This is a genomic window from Nocardia sp. NPDC050406 (assembly GCF_044459025.1).
In the GTDB taxonomy this organism is placed as follows: Bacteria; Actinomycetota; Actinomycetes; order Mycobacteriales; family Mycobacteriaceae; genus Nocardia.
Genome location: NZ_JBITIM010000005.1, coordinates 120,168 through 137,058, shown reverse-complemented (window position 1 = coordinate 137,058; position 16,891 = coordinate 120,168). Strand labels below are relative to the sequence as shown.

Genomic DNA, 16,891 nt, shown 5'->3' with positions numbered 1-16,891 from the left:
TCCATCCGAGTGCTGCGTTCCTCTCACGTCACACCCGCCGGACGATCCGATTGCGGCGGGAGCACATATCAGACCACAGGTTTGGTTCGCGGTTACCCGTGACCGTGTGTCATTGCCCCCATTTGTCGGGGCGCGGGTTGTTGGCCGGGAGCCAGTACGAGGAATTGGCCCATCATGCCGCGATCCTCGTGCAGCAGCAGATGACAGTGGTACATGTACGGGTTGGTGGGGTCGGCGTGGTGCGTGAAGCGCAGGGCGAGAGTGAGATTCGTGCCCGGCGGCGTGTAGACGGTGTCCTTCCAGCCGGAGAGCTCGGACGGCGGGGGAGCGCCGTTGATCTCGAGAATCAGGAACTGGACGTCGTGGACGTGGAAATTGTGCGGCCAGTTGTCGGCATTGCGCACCGACCAGATCTCGGCGGTGTCGACCTGAACCGTGAAGTCGATCCGGTTCATATCCATCCGCTGCTGGTTGATCTGGAACCACTGGAGGTCGAAGGAGCGGTCAACTGGGCCGCCGGGCGCGGCGATCGGCGCGATGGCCACCAAGGAATCCGGTACGGCCGCGCTGGCGCGGAGGGTTCGAGCGGCGCGCAGTTCGAGGATGTCGAAACTGTCGTCGAAACCGAATCCGCGGGCCAGATCGGCCTCCAGGGTGCCGCGGTCCTGGATCGGCAGCGAACGCAGCATGACGTTCTCCCCGGCCGCGACCGGCACGACGATCTCGACTCGCTCGCCGGGACTGAGATGGACGGTGCGCGCGGCGACGGGGCGGGAGAGCAGCCCACCATCGGTCGCCACGAGTTCGAACTCGCGATCGTCGGCGAGGGCGAGGTTGTACAGGCGGCCCGAGGAGCCGTTCAGAATGCGCAGGCGGACCCGCGTGGTGCGCACGTCCAGGTACGCGCCCGCGATGCCATTGGTGACGATCGTGTCGCCGAGCAGGCCGATATTCGACGGGTCGGATTCGTCCAGTGCGCCGTCCGCGGTGAAGCGTCGATCCTGGATGACCAAGGGAATATCGTCCACCCCATAGGTTTTCGGCAGTTCGAGGGCATCGGCGCTCTCGTCGTCGATCAGGAAGAAGCCCGAAAGTCCGCGGTGGACATGCTTTTCGGTGGCCCCGTGCGGATGCGGGTGGTACCAGAGCGTCGCCGCCTGCTGTTCGACGGTCCACGACGGCTCCCAGATCCCGCCCGGCGCAATGGTCTGATGCGGACCGCCGTCCATGCTCGCGGGCACATGCATACCGTGCCAGTGCACGGTGGTCGCCTCGGGTAAGGCGTTCTCCACCGTGACGGCCACCGTCTCCCCACGCCGAGCGCGCAGTGTCGGGCCCAGGATCGCACCGTTGTAACCCCATGTCGGCGTGGACTTTCCGGGCAGGATCTCGGCGGTACCCCGCAGCGCCCGGAGTCGGAAGCGCCGGATCCCGTCGGGACCGACCGAGGCGGGGGCCAGGGGCGGAATCGGCAGTGGGCGCGGGCCGGGATCACCGGACCGGGTGGCGGCGCATCCGACCGACAGCGCGATCGGCGCGGCGGCCAGCCCGGCGAGGAATCCCCTTCTGGAGCAGATCATGGGGTCAAGGCTCGTGCAGCCGCCGCGCCGATCCCTCCTCCGCCGAGCCCGACATCACGCCGCCGAGATCCTGCCGAGGACCCTTGCCACCGGCATTGCCCTGTGATAACTGATGCGGCCTCGCGAGCGCCGACGGCGCGCGGTGGCACTCCTACCCAGGGAGGAGGTCGCGGCCCGCGCCATCCCCTACCGTGGACCCGTGACCGAGACCGTCCTCCGCCGTGACCTGCGGCTTCTGCTGCGTTGCGCACCCCTGGCGCTGGTCCCGCCGCTGTTGCTGGCGAGCACCTTTCCCGGGGAGTACCGGGTACCGCTGGGCTACTGGTCGCTGTCGCTGGCAGCGGCACTGCTCATGGTGGTGGGCGCGCGCTGGCCGGTTCCGGTCTCGGTGGCGGTCTCCGCGCTCGCCATCCCGCTGTTCACCGCCGACGCGTGGGGTGTGGCGGGGCTGGTGCCCTACCTCGGCGCCGTCGCCTGCGCCGAAGCGGTCATGCGGACGCACAGCCGCTGGCAGGTCGCGTTGGTCACCGGGTGCTGGGCGGCGGCCGTCCTGATCGACCTGTGGTTCGGCTACTCGGACTTCTGGCGGCCCGCCACCGCGCTGGAATCCATCGCCTACATCGGCTTGCCGCTGCTGCTCGGGCTCTACCTGCGCGCGCAATCGGATCTGGCGGAGAAATTCCGACTCGAGGCCGTCGCCGCCGAATCGCGCAGGGCCGCGGCCGAACTGCACACCCGCACCGCCGAACGCAGCGCCATGGCACGCGAACTGCACGATCTGGTCGCCCACCACATCGCGTCGATCCTGCTGCGCATCGAGGTCGCCCGGCATGTGCTCGCCGACCCCGATCCGCGCGTGGTCGCGGTGCTCGACGATGTGCACGACACCGCCGCCGACGCCCTCGCCGATATTCGGCGACTGCTGGTGGCGCTGCGCGATCCCACGCTGGGTGGCGTCGCGCTGGTGGAATCGGATGCGGTGCCCCTCGAACTGGCCGCGGCCGTGGACCGGGCGCGCGCGGCCGGATTCGACATCGACGCGGATATCTCCGCCGACCCCGGGGACCTCGACGCGATCGGCAGGCTCACACTGTTGCGGGTGGTGCAGGAATCGCTCACCAATGTGATGAAGCACGCCGACCGGACCGCACCCGTCGAACTCGCGGTCACCCATCGCGACGGCGGTATCGCGGTGCGGGTGCGCAGCGCGGGCCGAGCCGCCGCCGCGCCCGGGCACGGCATCGTCGGCATGCGCGAACGCGTGGATCTCGTCGGCGGCGTGCTGAACGTCGGCCCGACCGAGGACGGCTGGACCGTCGAGGCGTGGTTGCCCGGGATCAGGGTGGAGGTTTCGCGATGATCACCGTCCTGCTCGCCGACGATCAGCGACTGGTGCGCACCGGATTGCGCATGCTGATCGAATCCACCACCGACCTCGAGGTCGTCGGTGAAGCGGCCGACGGCGTCCAGGCCGTGCGGCTGGCCGCCGAACTCGCGCCCGACCTGGTGCTCATGGATCTGCGCATGCCCGGCGTGGACGGCGTGACCGCCACCCGACAGATCACCGAATCCCGCTCCGCCACAAAGGTCCTCGTGCTCACCACCTTCGACGACGATGACCACCTCTACCCGGCGCTGGCCGCCGGGGCGGCCGGATTCCTGGTCAAGGACACCGCCGCGGGGGATCTGCTCGCCGCCATTCGCCGCACCGTCGAGGGCGACATGCTCTTCTCCCCGGCCCTGGTGCGACGCGTGGTCGAGCGCGCCCTCTCGGCCGCTGCCCCGACACGGGTACCGGCCGCCGCGCTCACGCCGCGTGAGATCGAGGTACTCGCCCTGGTCGGTGACGGCGCGAGCAACCAGGAGATCGCCGACCGTCTCCATCTGGGCGTGACCACGGTGAAAACGCACGTGGCCAATCTGATGGACAAGACCGGTTGCGACAATCGGGTGCGCCTCGCCGTGTACGCGCACCGCAGCGCATCCACCCCGTGAGGTGGATGCGCCGAAAGCCGGTGCGTCAGTGGGCGATATCGACCGGTTCCTTGCGGTCGGACGCCTTGTCGCCGCGGCCCGATTCCCACAGTGGGCCGAAGACGAACCAGAGTCCGACGATCACCCAGACACGACCGATCCACCACGTGAGCGTCGAATCCTGGTCGGGTGAGGCGACGAAGACGACCAGGGCCAGCAGGGTGACCGAGCTGATCGCGGCCGCGTTCACCACGCGGAACCACTCCCGCCACAGGTATTTCCGACGTTCGGGTCCATGCTTCGGCGTCTTCATCGGCGGCGGGCCACCCGCGAAGCGGTGGGCGACACGGGTGTCCGCCCAGCGGACCAGCGTGGGACCGAAGGCGATCGAGAAGCCCAGATAGAGACCCGCCAGACCATGGGTGGCATCGGCGGTCGCGCCCCGGTGCAGATCGATGGCGGTGGCCGCCACCAGCACCACGTCCAGCAGTGGAATACACAGCAGCACAACGGTACTCAACGCCCGCATGCGGGCGAGGTAGCGCAGCGCGAGGCCCAGCGCCAGAAGCACCCACAGGCCGACTTCACAGGCCAGGATGACCCCGGCGACGGGGTGTTCCCCCAGTAGATCGAACATCGAACAACCCCCTATTTAGCTCAACTGTGCTAACAACGAGATTTCAATGTAGCACAGTTGAGCTAATATGGAAGTCGTGCCGAAGACTATCGATCACGAACAGCGCAAGGCGGAGGTCGCCGCGGCCGTGTGGCGGCTGATCGTCGGCAGCGGGGTCGGGGCCGTCTCGCTGCGCACGGTGGCCGCCGAGGCCGGGATCGTGCTCGGGTCACTGCGCCACAGCTTTCCGACCAAGGCCGATCTACTGGCGTACTCGATGCAGCTCGTCCACACCTCTGTCGAGCAACGGGTCGCGACCCATGTGGGCATCAAGGATCCGCATGCAATGGCCATGGCGATACTGCTGGAACTGCTGCCCGTCGACGAGCGGCGCTACACCGAGATGCGGGTCAATGTCGCGCTCATCGCCGAATCCCCGGCCCACCCCCGCCTCGCCGAACTGGCCGAGGAGGCCCAGCGCGCCATCGCCGATCTCTGTCGCCAGATCTGTCGCCACCTCGCCGCCACGGATCGGCTGCACTCGACGCGCGACGTGACAACCGAGGCCCGGCGGCTGCACGCGCTGATCGACGGGCTGGCCCTGCATGTGCTGGTCACCCCGGCGGCGGCCCGCAGCCTTCGATCCACGCTGGACGCCTATCTGAAAGACCTTGCCGCACCCCGGAGTTGACCGACGCACGCAATTCGATCTTTCGTAGCTGAAAGTTTGCCGATACTCTGGCGAGGGTGAATGTCACCAGAGATGCGCTACGCGCCGCCAGAGACCGCTACACCACCGCGGCCCACGAATTCGCCGCCGCCGGACAGGAACGCCTGGAACTGTTCACCAATGCCATTGCGGCAGGCTGGGACTCCCTCGACGCCGCCGATGAGTTGGGTATCCCGGGGCTGTTCACCAGCAACAACCCGCCAGGGGATGCCGCGCGGTAGGCGAAGTCGTCGATCGCGAAAAAACCCGCGCCAGTGCGGATTCGGGCCGCCTAGGCTGGACCGATGAGATTTGTCGTGCCCTACCACCTCGACGAATACCGGCCCGAGCTGGATGTTCCACTGACGCCCGACGCCGTGATCAGCCCCGACCTTCCCGACACCACCGACCCGTGGGCGCGAATGGCGGTGCTCTACAACGCCGTTGCCGATCGAGTGGCCGACTCAGTGCGCCGCGGTGAGCGTCCGATCGTCGCCTCCGGCGACTGCACCACCTCGATCGGGATCGTGACCGGGCTCCAGCGCGCCGGACTCGACCCGGCGCTGGTCTGGTTCGATGCCCACGGCGACGTCCAGACCCTGGAGACGTCGGCCTCCGGCTACCTCGGCGGCATGCCCATCCGCATGCTCACCGGCTACGGCCGCCACCTGCTCGCCGACGGGCTCGGGCTGCGCGACATACCGGAGGAGCGCACGGTCCTGGTCGACGGCCGCGACCTGGACCCGCCGGAAGCGGAGTACCTGAAGACATCTCGCATAGCGCAGCGCCGCGTCGACGACCTGGACGAGCTGCCGAGCGGACCGCTCTACCTGCACCTCGACTGCGACGTCATCGATCCCGCCGACCTGCCCGGCCTGCTCTTCCCCGTCCCCGAGGGCCCGAGTCTGCCCACCGTGGCTCGGGCTTTGCACGGCGTGCTGGCCACGGGCCGGGTGGCCGCCGTCGGCCTCGCCTGTACGTGGCGCGACGACCACGGCTGCGGTGAGCGGCTGCGCCCGATCATCGATTCCCTGGCGGCGTGATGCGCGGGGCGCGGGTCAGTCCGCGCCCCAGTGCTGTTGCATGAGGACGCCTTTGGCGGCGAGCCAGGCGACCGGGTCGATCTTGCCGCCGTTGGCGTCCCAGATCTCCAGGTGCAGGTGCGGGCCGGTGGATTGGCCGCGATTGCCGACCGTGGCGATGACGTCACCGGCGTTCACGCGCTGCCCCTCGTGCACGAAGGACTCGTTGATGTGCCCGTAGACGGCGGTGGTGCCGTCGTCCTGCAGGACACGCACCCACATGCCGAAGCCCGAGGCCGGGCCGGATTCGAGCACGGTGCCGCCCATGGCCGAGTGAATGGGCGTGCCCAGCGCATCGGCGATATCGACGCCGTAATGGAATGCGCCCCAACGACTGCCGAAGCCGGAGCTGATCTGGCCACCGATCGGGAGCACGGCCGGTGCCGCGATCTGCGGGGCGATCATGGGCACCGGCGGTGCGAGCTGCTGTTGCAGATCCTTGATGGCTTGTTCGGCCTGGGCGAGCGGTCCGGCGATCTCGACCGGCAGGCCCGTCAATCCGAACGGGGTCGCGACCGGCGCCGCGACGGGTTCCGCGGTCACACTGGGTGTTTCGGCCACCAGCGCCACCTCGTCGACCGCCTCTTGCTCCTCGACCACCTCGGCCGCGGGTTCGGACATCTCGGCGGCGTCGGCCACCGTGTCGGCTTCGTGGTCGGCGGGCGCGAGCGGGACGGCGGCCTGGGCGAGCTGCGAGGTGGTGGCGAGCAGTGCGCCCGCCGCCACGGCCGCGCCCGCGACCGCTCGAATCCGCCCGGTGGCACCGGTTTCCATTCGGTGGCTGGTGACTCCTCCGATATCGAGGTCGTCACCGAGAAGGTCGTGGACAGACAGAGAACCGGGGGTCGTACGGTGATTCGGCACAGCTCGTCCTCGATCGATCAGCAGGTCGCCACACCCGATGGCCCGCAACCGATTCCGCGAGCCGCCCGTGCGACGGCGTTTCGGAAACTGTACCCATTCGTGATCAATCCGCAGTCCTTTCCTCGAAATGTCGCTGTGAGTCCCGCGATTCGGGGGCCGCCGATCGGCGGGTGTCGCGCAGTGCCGTGGCGATCAGCACGGCCGCGAGGACCACCAGACCCGTGGCGACGACGAGCGCGTAACCGAAGCCCTCGGTCGCGCCCCGCCGCGTCGCGAGGGTCACCAGAACGGCCAAACCTATTGCGCCACCCAGCTGTTGGACCGAGCTGAGCACAGCCGACCCGATTCCGGCGTTCTCCTCGGTGGTTCCCCTGAGCGCGGAGACCGTCAACGCGGGCAGGCTCATACCGCAGCCGAGGCTGGTGACCAGTAGGGCGGGCAGCACACCTGTGACATAGGCGTCGTCCGCGTCGAGCCCGGACATCAGCAGCAGGCCCGTCGCACTGATCAACAGCGACATCGTCAACGCCACGCGATCACCGAGTCGGTCCACGGTGCGCGCGGACAACCACATGCCGCCGAGAATTCCCGCCCCGAACGGCAGGTACGCGAGACCGGCGGTGAACGGGTCGTATCCCAGCACCGTCTGGATGTGCAGCATCAGCAGGAAAGCCATGGCGTAGAAGGCCGCCGAGAACAACAGCGTCGCCAGATTGGCCACGGCGCGCGGCCGAAAGGTCAGAAACGACAAGGGCACCAAGGGCTGCGCGCTACGCGCCTCGTGCACGACGAATACCACCGCCAGCAGTGCCGCCAAGCCCATCGCGAGCACGGAAACAGCCTCGCCCCAACCTGTTTCCGAACTGCGCAATAGCCCGTACACCAGCAGGATCGGCACGGCCGTAATGAGCGCGGCCCCGGGAATATCCACGCGCGCACGGGATTCGGACCGGTTCTCCGCCACCAGTCGCGGCAGAACCGCCAGCGTCGCGAGCACCACGGGCAGGTTGATCAGGAATATCCACCGCCACGACGCGAAGCCCGTCAGCGCTCCCGAGATCACCAGACCGGCGGTCGCGCCCAGCGCCGCGACGCCGCCCCAGATACCGATGGCCTTCGCGCGTTCCCGGCCGCCGGGGTACAGCAGTGTCAGCAGCGCGAGCGCGGCCGGGCTCGCCATGGCCGCCCCCGCCCCCTGCGCGAACCGGCCCGCCATCAGCTGCCACGGCTCCCGCGCGAGTCCACACACCAGGCTGGCCGCACCGAAAAGCGCTACGCCACCGAGGAATACGCGGCGTCGCCCGACCAGATCGGCCACCCGGCCCGACAGCAACAGCAGTCCGCCGAACGCGAGCAGATACGCATTGACCACCCACGCCAGGCCCGCGGTGCCGAATCCGAGATCCCCACGCAGGCTGGGCAGCGCCACACTCACCACATTGTCGTCGAGATTCAGCATGAACTGCACCGAACACAGCACCAGCAGCGCCGCGCCGCGGCGGCGTTCATCCGCTCCCGCAACCGGTTTCGCCGTAGAGATCGAAGTCATGAACCGACGGTAGGTAGCCGCACCCGGTGGCCGCGATACGCGACCGGGCCACGGTATAGCGTGTTGAGGACATACCGTGGTGGCATGTCCACACCCGCCCTGGAGCCTGTACCGGCCGGAGTCGGCGCGATCGTCGTCGGCAGCTTCCCGCTCGCCGCGGGCCAGTGGACCCCCGAGCACTATCACCCGCAGCACCAATTGGCATGGACCAGAAGCGGAGTGCTCGGCGTCGCCATCGACGACGCGTACTGGGTGCTGCCGCCGACCCGGGCGCTGTGGCTGCCCGCCGGAATCGCGCATCGCACCGGCGCGACGCGCGACGCGACGCTCTACAGCCTGTACTTCGAGCCCGACCGGTGCGCCGTTTCGTGGACCGAACCCACGGCCCTCGGCGTCGACGGCCTGCTCGCGCACCTCATCGCCTACCTGGCGAACGAGCATCTCGCCGACGCGGTGCGGCTGCGCGCCGAGGCCGTCGTGCTGGATCTCCTACGCCCACTGCCCAGCACCCCGATCGACGTGCCACGCCCCGCCGACGACCGGGTACGCGTCGTCGCCGACGCGCTGCTGGAGAACCCGGCCGACCCTCGGAGCCTGGAGGCGCACGCGCGAGCCGTCGGCGTGAGCCGCCGCACCCTGACCCGATTGTTCGTGCGCGACACCGGAATCAGCTTCGACCGCTGGCGCACCCGCGTCCGCGTCCAGGCGGCACTGGCGCTGCTCGCCGAGGGACAGCCGGTATCGCGCGTCGCCCACGCCGTCGGATACGCCACGGCCAGCGCCTTCCTCGCCGCCTTCCGGCGGACCGTCGGCACCTCGCCGGGGCGCTACCTCGGCGGCGACGCGCTCGGGCGGAGCCCGGAATACTCGGACCGAGCCCGGAATAAGCGGGGCGATAGGGGCATTGCACCGACACATGACTAGCGCCGAGTTGTTGACCGATGCGTTCGGTCGGATCAAGGAGAATGTGCACGGAGCCGTCGCGGGGCTGACCGAGAAGGAGTTGGCGACGCGGCTGGATGCGGAGAGCAACTCCATCGCGTGGCTGATCTGGCACCTGACGCGGGTGCAGGACGATCACGTGTCGGAGGTGGCGGGGACCGAGCAGACCTGGCTGGCCGACGGATGGGCCAAGCGGTTCGAGCTGCCGTTCGACGACGCCGCCACCGGCTACGGGCAGGGCCCCGCGGAAGTGGCCGCGCTGGAAGGGATTTCGGCAGAGCTGTTGCTGGGCTACCACGATGCCGTCCATGATCGGACGATCGAGTACGTGCGTGGTCTCACCGATGCGGACCTGCCCCGCGTGGTCGACACCCGCTGGGATCCGCCGGTCACGCTCGGGGTGCGGCTCATCAGCGTGATCGACGACGATATCCAGCACTCCGGCCAGGCGGCCTTCATTCGCGGCGTATTGCTGCGCAGCAGGCGAAACGCGTAATCAATGCCGAGGCGGGGGCGATAATTCGACCACAGCGGACGCCGATCAGGCGCGGCGCCCCAGGGCCGTCACGAGAGGTGGCGAGATGACACGCGGTGCGCATCGAGGGGCCGGGTCGTGAACGGCGTCGCGCAGGTCGCGGCGCTGCTCAGCGCGATCACGTATATCGCGGTCTCACCATTGGAGATGTTCCTCTACGACCGGCCCGCCGTGCGGCGCTGGCTCCGGGTCGAGAGCGCCGATGTCGGGGATGTCCGCATGTGGGCGTTCGTGGTCGGCTTTCGCAACCTGCTCGCCGGGGCGGGGACGATTGTCGGGCTGATCATCCTGCACAACGGCAACGAGGTGGCCGGGAGCGCGGTGGTGCTGACGGCGGCCTGGTACATGCTGCTCGCCAGCCTCGCCATGGGACTCGCCGATCTGCTCGGGCACTGGCGTCCGCGCGGCGGCAGCGTGGTCGGGACCCTCGGCTCGAGTGTGCTGCCGCTGGTCGTCCTCGTCGCGGCCACCCTCTGAACGGAATCGGTAGCATTTCAGCGTTGGCCGCCGACGAAGGGGACGACCATGGCCGATGCGCACGAATATGCCGAGGAACTGGCCCGATTCGCCGAGCGGACCGGGCTGACCATCGCCGTCGCGGAGTCGCTGACCTGCGGGAAACTCTCCGCCACGCTCGGGGCCGCGCCGAACTCCGCGGAGTGGCTGCGTGGCGGGTTGGTGGCCTACAGCTCCGAGGTGAAACGGGATGTGCTGGGCGTTCCCGACGTTCCGGTGGTGTCGGAGAAGGCCGCCCGCGCCATGGCCGCCGGAGTGCGCAAACTACTCGGCGCGGATCTCGCGATCGCGGTCACCGGCGTCGGCGGGCCGGACGACCAGGACGGTGAACCAGCCGGATCGGTCTGGTTCGCGGTGGACTCCCTCGTCCAGCAGCGCGCCGAGCACCGCCAGTTCGAGGGCGGACCCGAGCAGGTCCTCGCGCACACGATCGAATTCGCGCTGCGCATGCTCCTGACCGCCGCCTCCCACCGGGTGCGGTAGCCGATCAGGCGGGCTCGGCCTCGTCGCCCATCTCCGCCAATGTCGCGAGCTGAAGATGGATGTAGGCGGCGATCCGATGCCGCGAGGCCGAGGGCAGTCGCTCCGCTTCGGCTGCCGTGAAGATCATTTCGCTGAATCGTTGCCCGTCGAGGTCATCGGCCTCCGGCGATTCCGGGACGACCCCCAGATGGGGGCGCGGCGCGGAGAGCGGCCGATCCGGTGTATCTGGGTCCTCCGCGGCGACAGCGGTACTCACCATGTTCTGACTCTAACGCCCAACAGGGCGCGCGACGGCGTGAATCGCGAGGTTGGCGCGGGTGCGCCACGCCGGGCGCGAGCGGCGGCCGACCGATGCCATCGGTGCGACGAAAACGACGGCGGCCCAAGGGTTTGCCTCGGTTTCGACGTGGTCGCGGGCAGTAGCGGTGCGGTCGCCGGAGGCGCGCTCATGGCCTTCGCACGAGCGGTCAAGCGGGGTTGATCGGAGCTGATCACAGGAGTATCGCGGTGCGGAGCGTCCCCTACTTTCGCGAGCGTATCGGTGTTATGCAGGCACGGGTACCTATTCGATCGTGGCGATTGTTGGGGAGCGTGCATGACTTCGGGCGTAACGGCAGTCGAATCGGCATTGAAGGGGTTGGACGGTATTCGGGGGGAGCTCGCGGAGTTTTATCGCGATCTGCACGAGCATCCGGAATTGTCGGGTGGGGAGTTTCGCACCGCGGACGCGGTGGCACGCCGCGTGCGGGGCCTCGGCTACGAGGTGACCGAGGGTGTGGGCGGGACCGGGGTGGTGGCGGTGTTGGCGAATGGGGCGGGGCCGACGGTATTGGTGCGCGCGGATTTCGACGCGCTGCCCATTCAGGAGGCGACGGGTCTGCCGTACGCGTCGAAAACCGACGGGGTTATGCACGCGTGCGGCCACGATATGCACGCGACCTGTTTGATCGGCGCGCTGACATTGTTGGCGAACGCGCGCAATTCGTGGGCCGGAACCATTCTCGCGGTATTCCAACCGGCGGAGGAGACCGGCCGGGGCGCGCAGGCCATGGTCGACGACGGGCTCTTCGAGCGATTCGGCACGCCCGATATCGTCCTCGCCCAACACACCGCGCCGTTTCCGGTGGGCCTGGTCGGCGGGCACGGCGGTATCGCGGCGGCGGCCACCGACGCCCTGCGGATCGTCCTGCACGGTCGAGGCGGGCACGGATCGCGGCCCGAGGTCACCGTCGATCCGGTGGTGATGGCGGCGTCGACCGTCATGCGACTACAGACCATCGTCTCGCGGGAGATCGCGGCCGATGACGCCGCCGTCGTCACCGTCGGCATGATGCGGGCGGGCACCAAGGACAACATCATTCCCGACGACGCCGAACTGCGCCTGAACATTCGGACCTTCACGCCCGAGACCAGGACGAAAGTGCTTGCCGCCGTGGACCGTATCGTGAGCGCCGAGGCCGCGGCCGCGGGAGCGGAGTGGAAACCGGATACCTCGGTGATCGACACCTTCCCCGTCCTGGTCAACGACGCCGACGCCACCCGGAGCACCCTCGCCGCCTTCGGTGAGATCTTCGGCGCCGACCGGGTTTTCGACCCGGGCCGCATCACCGGCAGCGAGGACGCGGGGATCTTCGCGACGAGTGCCGATGCGCCGCTGTGCTATTGGATGTTCGGCGTGCTCGATCCGGCGCTGTTCGGCGGTACGGACCCGGTGCGCATTCTGCGCGAGATCCAGTCCGGCGGCGTCGATCTCGCCACGGTGCCCGGCCCGCACACCGCCACCTACGCCCCGGTGGTTGAACCATCCATCACCGTGGGTGTCACCGCCCTCACCACCGCTGCCCTCACCTGGCTCGCGGCGGCGTGAGGAAAATCGCTGACCTGCCGCGAAAGTGATTCGTGGGTACGCTGAATCCCGTGATTACGCTCAGAAAAGAAGACGGCGCCGCGGATCTCGCTGGTATCACCAAGATGAGCGTCGGGGTGAGTTGGGACCCCTCCGCCGGATCGAGCGGCGGGCTGCTCGGCATCGCCCGGCGCAAGAAGGGCGTCGACCTCGATCTCATCGCCATTCTCATGCAGGGCAGCGAGCCGGTGCGGTTCGCCGGACTGGACTCCCTCGACCCTCTCGGCAATGGCGCGGTGGCCCACACCGGCGACGAGCAGACCGGCGCGGCCAGCGGCGACGACGAAACCGTGCACGTCACCTTCGCCAATGTGCCCGCTCCCATCACCGCCATCGTGTTCGTGGCGGCCGCGTTCAAGAAGGGCACCTCCTTCGAGAAGGCGAACAACATCTCGTTCAAGATCTACGACGCCAGCGGCGGCAGCACCCAGCAGGTCGCCGATATCTGGCCGTCGCTGCTCGGGGCCGACAATGCCAATGCCATCGCCCGCGCGGTGCGCAACGGCCCGTCGTGGCAGCTCGAGGTGCTCGACCGCAAGGGCAAGATCAAGCAGGGGGATATGCAGGCGCTGCTGCGCTTCGCCATGGAGTAACCGCCCGGGCGGGTCCGCGCGCTAGGATGCTGGTTGGTAGCCAGTCGCGCGTGGATCCGGAAGGGACAGTGTGAACAGCACGCTGGGCGAGGGTGTGTACCGGGCCGGGCTCGGCGCGCGGTGAGTACCGCCGTCGCGCTGTTCACCCGAGACCTGCGGGTTCGAGACAATCCGGTACTGGTCGCGGCCGCCCGGGAGGGCGGCGTGGTGCCGTTGTTCGTGGTCGACGAGCGGATCGTGGCCGGGGCCTCGCCCAATCGACTGCGATTCCTCACCGCCGCGCTCGCCGAACTCGATGATGAATTGCGTTCCCTCGGTGGGCGTTTGGTGGTGCGGCAGGGCAGTATCGTCGACGAGGTCGAGCGGGTGGTGGCCGAGGTGGGCGCGGTCGGCGTCCACGTGGCGGCGGATGCGAGCGGTTACAGCCATCGGCGCGAATCCGCGCTGCGCGGCCGTCTGGAGCGCCGAAACTGCGCGCTGCGGGTGCATTCCGGGTCGATCACCGTCGCCGCGCCGGGCGACATCCTCCCGGCGACCGAGCGTGATCATTTCGCCGTCTTCACCCCGTACTTCCGCCGGTGGGTGGAAACGCCTGTGCGACAGGTGATGCGCCGACCCCGGGAGCTGACGGTGCCGTCGGTGGCGAGTGAGCCGCTGCCGGACTTCGGGCGGCTGTGCGCCGAAGCGACCTCGCCGGAGCTCGCGGTCGGCGGTGAGACATCGGGTCGAAAACTATTGCGGGCCTGGCTGTCCGGTCCCGTGGAGGACTACGCGAACGCCGGTGACGACCTGCCCGCCGACGCCACCTCCCACGTGTCGCCGTATCTGCATTTCGGATGTCTGTCGCCGACCGAGTTGGTGCACCGCGTCGATCTGGGTACGCCCGGCGGTCTGGCGTTCGCGCGGCAGCTCGCCTGGCGCGACTTCAATCATCAATTGCTGTGGGCTCGCCCGGAGGTGGCCTCGGCCGACTATCGTCCGCGCGCGATCACCTGGCGCGATGACCCGCAGGCCGTGCGGGCGTGGCGCGAGGGTCGGACCGGCTATCCGATTGTCGACGCCGCCATGCGGCAATTGCTCGCGCAGGGCTGGATGCCGGGCCGGGCGCGGCTCATCGCGGCCAGTCTGCTCACCAAATCGCTGCGGGTGGATTGGCGGATCGGTGCCGCGCATTTCCTGCGGTGGCTGGTCGACGGCGATATCGCGAACAATCAACTGAACTGGCAGTGGATCGCGGGGACCGGTACCGACACCCGGCCGAATCGGGTGCTCAATCCGATTCGCCAGGCCGAACGCTACGATCCGGACGGTGACTATGTGCGCCGGTGGGTTCCGGAGCTCGCGCATATCGCCGGGGCGCAGGTGCACAAGCCGTGGCGGGCGGGCATTCTCGCCGCGGACTATCCGCCGCCGATCATCGAGTGCAAGGGCATGTGACGCGCGGATTGTGCACATGGCCCGCGAGTCCGGAGATTTCCTGGGATTTTGCCGGATAGACGGTGGTGGGGACGGCCTGGAAATGTGCAGGGCATTCTTGCGCTAGACCACCGGAGCACCATGAACAACAGAACCTGCCGTCTCGCGGCGCTCGTTTTGCTCGCCTGCGCGACCCATGCGGCCGGAATCGCCCAGGCGGAACCGGGGCCGGTGACGTGGTACGTGAGCGCGGCGGCGGGGCCGGGCGGCAATGGCGGAGTCGACGCGCCCTTCGACTCGTTGGCGCGAGTGCAGGCGGCCTCGGCGGCGGGGGACACCATTGTGGTGCAGCCGGTTTCGGGACGGACGCTCGACGGCGGCATCACGCTCAAGCCCGGACAGAAGCTGATCGGTGGGGGAGCGCCGGTGGTGGACGCGCCGAATGACGCCGCGCTGCCGCGTATTACGAATTCGACGGGTGATCACGACGGTGACGCGGTGCGCCTGGCACCGGGGGCCGAGGTGCGAAATGTGGCGATCGACGGCGCGCGGCGCGGCGGAATTTACGGAAAAGACGCGGCCGACACCGTGGTCAGCGGGAATGTCGTGGCCGGAACGAATCGGCAGTGCCTGGACGGATTCATGATCGGCCCGTTCTCGCTGCCGCCGACCATCGCGGTCGGTGTCGCCGCCGATCCATTGCCGAACTTCATCACCCTCAACAATGGGTGGGCGGGAATCATGGCCGACTTCTCGACGGCGGCGGGGAACGTCGAGATCAGCGGAAATACGGTGCGCGACACCGCGTGTGGGGACGGCATCGATATTCGCGCGCACGGGACCAGTCGCGTCACGGCGCGGCTCACCGACAATACGACCAGGAATATCAACCTGGGCCTGGCGAAACTCTCGGTACTGGCGGTGGGATTGCAGGCCGCCGACGACGCCCACCTGACCGCGACACTCAGCGGGAATGCCCAACTCGATATCGCGCCCTCGAGTTCACCACTGAACCATCTCGCCGACAGCGAGGGCATTTTCATCAACCCCCTCGGTCGTGCCCGCCTCGACGTCACCGTCGACCGCAACGAATTCCACGAGGGCCACGGCAATTTCAGCGCCAACGGCCTCGAATACGTGACCACCAACGGCACGCCGACCAGCCGCGTGACCGTCACCAACAGCACCTTCGACACGGTGCGCGGCGACATCATCGAGAACTACAACCTCTCCACCGACGGCGCACATCAATCGCTCACCCTCGACAACGTCCGCGCCCGCCACTCTTCGTTCCCGGCGGCCATCCTCAACCCCGTCATCCCCGCCAACCTCGGAACCTGCCTCGTGACAACGAATTTCGGCCGCACCGGCCACACCGACCTCACCGTCACCAATTCCGAGTTCTCCGAGTGCAGCGCCGACGGCATCGGCCTCCTCGCCTACACCCCCACGGGCCCGAACCCGGCCACCGCCGAACTCCTCTTCGACATCCGCGACACCACCATCAACCGAACAGCCGCCAACGGCATAGCCATCACCAATATCGGCACCCCCGCCGCCCTGCGCGGCACGATCACCGACACAGCCGTATCCGCCGCCCAGAGCGCCCTGATCCGAGCCCGCAATACCGGCGACTCCTCGGCCATAGCAGTGGAATTCGGCCCCGGCACCCTCGACGGCGCGCCCGCGCCATGCTTGGCCGCCCCACACCCGAAAGTGGACCTCACGGCCATGCCGACAACCTGCCGCTAACCCATGAGGTTCGCGCGCCCCCACGCCTCCAAGGGCAGCAGGGCCTCGTTGAGCTGTTTGCCCAGCGGGGTCAACGAATACTCGACGCGCGGCGGTACTTCGTCGTAGACCTCGCGGTGGACGATCCCGTCGGCCTCCAGTTCACGTAGCTGCGTGGTGAGCACCTTCTCGGTGACGCCTTGGACTTGACGGCGCAATTCGCCGAAGCGGTGCGGGCGTTCGCTGAGCGGCCACAGGATGAGCATCTTCCATTTGCCGTTCAGCACCGACAGCGTCGCGTCGAGCCCGCACGTGTACGCGCCCGGTCTGCGTGTGATCGGCACGACAACCCCTTCCACCTGCCTGCTGACTTACCCCGACGTACGTGCCCACTT

The 16,891-nt window shown here is 68.5% G+C and carries 19 protein-coding genes; 13 read left to right on the top strand and 6 right to left on the bottom strand.

The annotated features are described in order from the left end of the window. Positions 1-92: 92 nt before the first annotated feature. A complete protein-coding gene (locus ACIBH2_RS32475) occupies positions 93-1,580 on the bottom strand; it encodes a multicopper oxidase family protein (protein WP_397124568.1) in 1,488 nt (495 codons plus the stop codon). Positions 1,581-1,779: 199 nt separating this feature from the next. Here ACIBH2_RS32475 and ACIBH2_RS32470 point away from each other — a divergent pair, with 199 nt between their 5' ends. Together ACIBH2_RS32470 and ACIBH2_RS32465 are read left to right on the top strand one after the other, a co-directional pair. Beyond that, positions 1,780-2,940 (top strand): sensor histidine kinase, encoded by a 1,161-nt coding sequence (locus tag ACIBH2_RS32470; protein WP_397124566.1) that lies wholly within the window; start codon positions 1,780-1,782, stop codon positions 2,938-2,940. After that, positions 2,937-3,575 (top strand): response regulator, encoded by a 639-nt coding sequence (locus ACIBH2_RS32465; protein WP_397124564.1) that lies wholly within the window; start codon positions 2,937-2,939, stop codon positions 3,573-3,575. The genes ACIBH2_RS32470 and ACIBH2_RS32465 overlap by 4 nt, the downstream gene beginning before the upstream one ends. 25 nt (positions 3,576-3,600) lie before the next feature. Here ACIBH2_RS32465 and ACIBH2_RS32460 read toward each other — a convergent pair whose 3' ends face one another. Continuing rightward, positions 3,601-4,191, bottom strand: coding sequence for a hypothetical protein (locus ACIBH2_RS32460; protein WP_397124562.1), 591 nt, complete (start codon positions 4,189-4,191; stop codon positions 3,601-3,603). A 76-nt stretch (positions 4,192-4,267) separates the two neighbouring features. On the opposite strand from ACIBH2_RS32460, the gene ACIBH2_RS32455 reads away from it, so the two are divergent. From ACIBH2_RS32455 to ACIBH2_RS32445, 3 genes are all read left to right on the top strand, one after another. Next, positions 4,268-4,861: a TetR/AcrR family transcriptional regulator gene (locus ACIBH2_RS32455; protein ID WP_397124560.1), complete on the top strand. Its 594-nt coding sequence runs from the start codon at positions 4,268-4,270 to the stop codon at positions 4,859-4,861. Between the two features lie 56 nt (positions 4,862-4,917). Next, positions 4,918-5,121 carry a hypothetical protein gene (locus ACIBH2_RS32450; RefSeq protein WP_397124558.1) on the top strand — a complete coding sequence of 68 codons (204 nt, stop codon included), beginning with the start codon at positions 4,918-4,920 and terminating at the stop codon, positions 5,119-5,121. 63 nt (positions 5,122-5,184) lie between these two features. Then, positions 5,185-5,922: an arginase family protein gene (locus ACIBH2_RS32445; RefSeq protein WP_397124556.1), complete on the top strand. Its 738-nt coding sequence runs from the start codon at positions 5,185-5,187 to the stop codon at positions 5,920-5,922. Positions 5,923-5,937: 15 nt separating this feature from the next. Here the strand turns inward: ACIBH2_RS32445 and ACIBH2_RS32440 are convergent, their stop codons facing one another. Together ACIBH2_RS32440 and ACIBH2_RS32435 are read right to left on the bottom strand one after the other, a co-directional pair. Next, entirely contained in the window at positions 5,938-6,735 is a 798-nt protein-coding gene (locus ACIBH2_RS32440) for a M23 family metallopeptidase (protein WP_397124554.1), read from the bottom strand. 193 nt (positions 6,736-6,928) lie between these two features. Further along, positions 6,929-8,374, bottom strand: a complete 1,446-nt coding sequence (locus ACIBH2_RS32435; protein ID WP_397124552.1) for an MFS transporter — start codon at positions 8,372-8,374, stop codon at positions 6,929-6,931. Positions 8,375-8,458: 84 nt separating this feature from the next. Here ACIBH2_RS32435 and ACIBH2_RS32430 point away from each other — a divergent pair, with 84 nt between their 5' ends. The 4 genes from ACIBH2_RS32430 (at position 8,459) to ACIBH2_RS32415 (ending at position 10,850) form a co-directional block, all read left to right on the top strand. After that, positions 8,459-9,298: a helix-turn-helix domain-containing protein gene (locus ACIBH2_RS32430; RefSeq protein ID WP_397124550.1), complete on the top strand. Its 840-nt coding sequence runs from the start codon at positions 8,459-8,461 to the stop codon at positions 9,296-9,298. After that, a complete protein-coding gene (locus tag ACIBH2_RS32425) occupies positions 9,291-9,812 on the top strand; it encodes a DUF664 domain-containing protein (protein WP_397124548.1) in 522 nt (173 codons plus the stop codon). The genes ACIBH2_RS32430 and ACIBH2_RS32425 overlap by 8 nt, the downstream gene beginning before the upstream one ends. 117 nt (positions 9,813-9,929) lie before the next feature. Beyond that, entirely contained in the window at positions 9,930-10,328 is a 399-nt protein-coding gene (locus ACIBH2_RS32420) for a DUF1304 family protein (protein WP_397124546.1), read from the top strand. 48 nt (positions 10,329-10,376) lie between these two features. Then, the gene (locus ACIBH2_RS32415; protein WP_397124544.1) at positions 10,377-10,850 is read left to right on the top strand and encodes a CinA family protein; all 474 of its coding nucleotides are present in this window, start codon (positions 10,377-10,379) and stop codon (positions 10,848-10,850) included. A 4-nt stretch (positions 10,851-10,854) separates the two neighbouring features. On the opposite strand, the gene ACIBH2_RS32410 is transcribed toward ACIBH2_RS32415, so the two are convergent. Continuing rightward, positions 10,855-11,109 (bottom strand): hypothetical protein, encoded by a 255-nt coding sequence (locus ACIBH2_RS32410; RefSeq protein WP_397124543.1) that lies wholly within the window; start codon positions 11,107-11,109, stop codon positions 10,855-10,857. 336 nt (positions 11,110-11,445) lie between these two features. Here ACIBH2_RS32410 and ACIBH2_RS32405 point away from each other — a divergent pair, with 336 nt between their 5' ends. From ACIBH2_RS32405 to ACIBH2_RS32390, 4 genes are all read left to right on the top strand, one after another. Continuing rightward, positions 11,446-12,717, top strand: coding sequence for an amidohydrolase (locus ACIBH2_RS32405; protein WP_397124541.1), 1,272 nt, complete (start codon positions 11,446-11,448; stop codon positions 12,715-12,717). A 50-nt stretch (positions 12,718-12,767) separates the two neighbouring features. Further along, a complete protein-coding gene (locus tag ACIBH2_RS32400) occupies positions 12,768-13,349 on the top strand; it encodes a TerD family protein (RefSeq protein ID WP_397124539.1) in 582 nt (193 codons plus the stop codon). A 120-nt stretch (positions 13,350-13,469) separates the two neighbouring features. After that, on the top strand, positions 13,470-14,786 hold the full coding sequence (locus ACIBH2_RS32395) for a cryptochrome/photolyase family protein (RefSeq protein WP_397124537.1): 1,317 nt from the start codon (positions 13,470-13,472) through the stop codon (positions 14,784-14,786). A 120-nt stretch (positions 14,787-14,906) separates the two neighbouring features. Further along, positions 14,907-16,517, top strand: a complete 1,611-nt coding sequence (locus ACIBH2_RS32390; protein WP_397124535.1) for a hypothetical protein — start codon at positions 14,907-14,909, stop codon at positions 16,515-16,517. Here ACIBH2_RS32390 and ACIBH2_RS32385 read toward each other — a convergent pair. Further along, complete coding sequence (locus ACIBH2_RS32385) at positions 16,514-16,834, bottom strand: winged helix-turn-helix transcriptional regulator (protein WP_397124703.1); 321 nt, start codon at positions 16,832-16,834, stop codon at positions 16,514-16,516. The genes ACIBH2_RS32390 and ACIBH2_RS32385 overlap by 4 nt on opposite strands. Between the last annotated feature and the right edge of the window lie 57 nt (positions 16,835-16,891).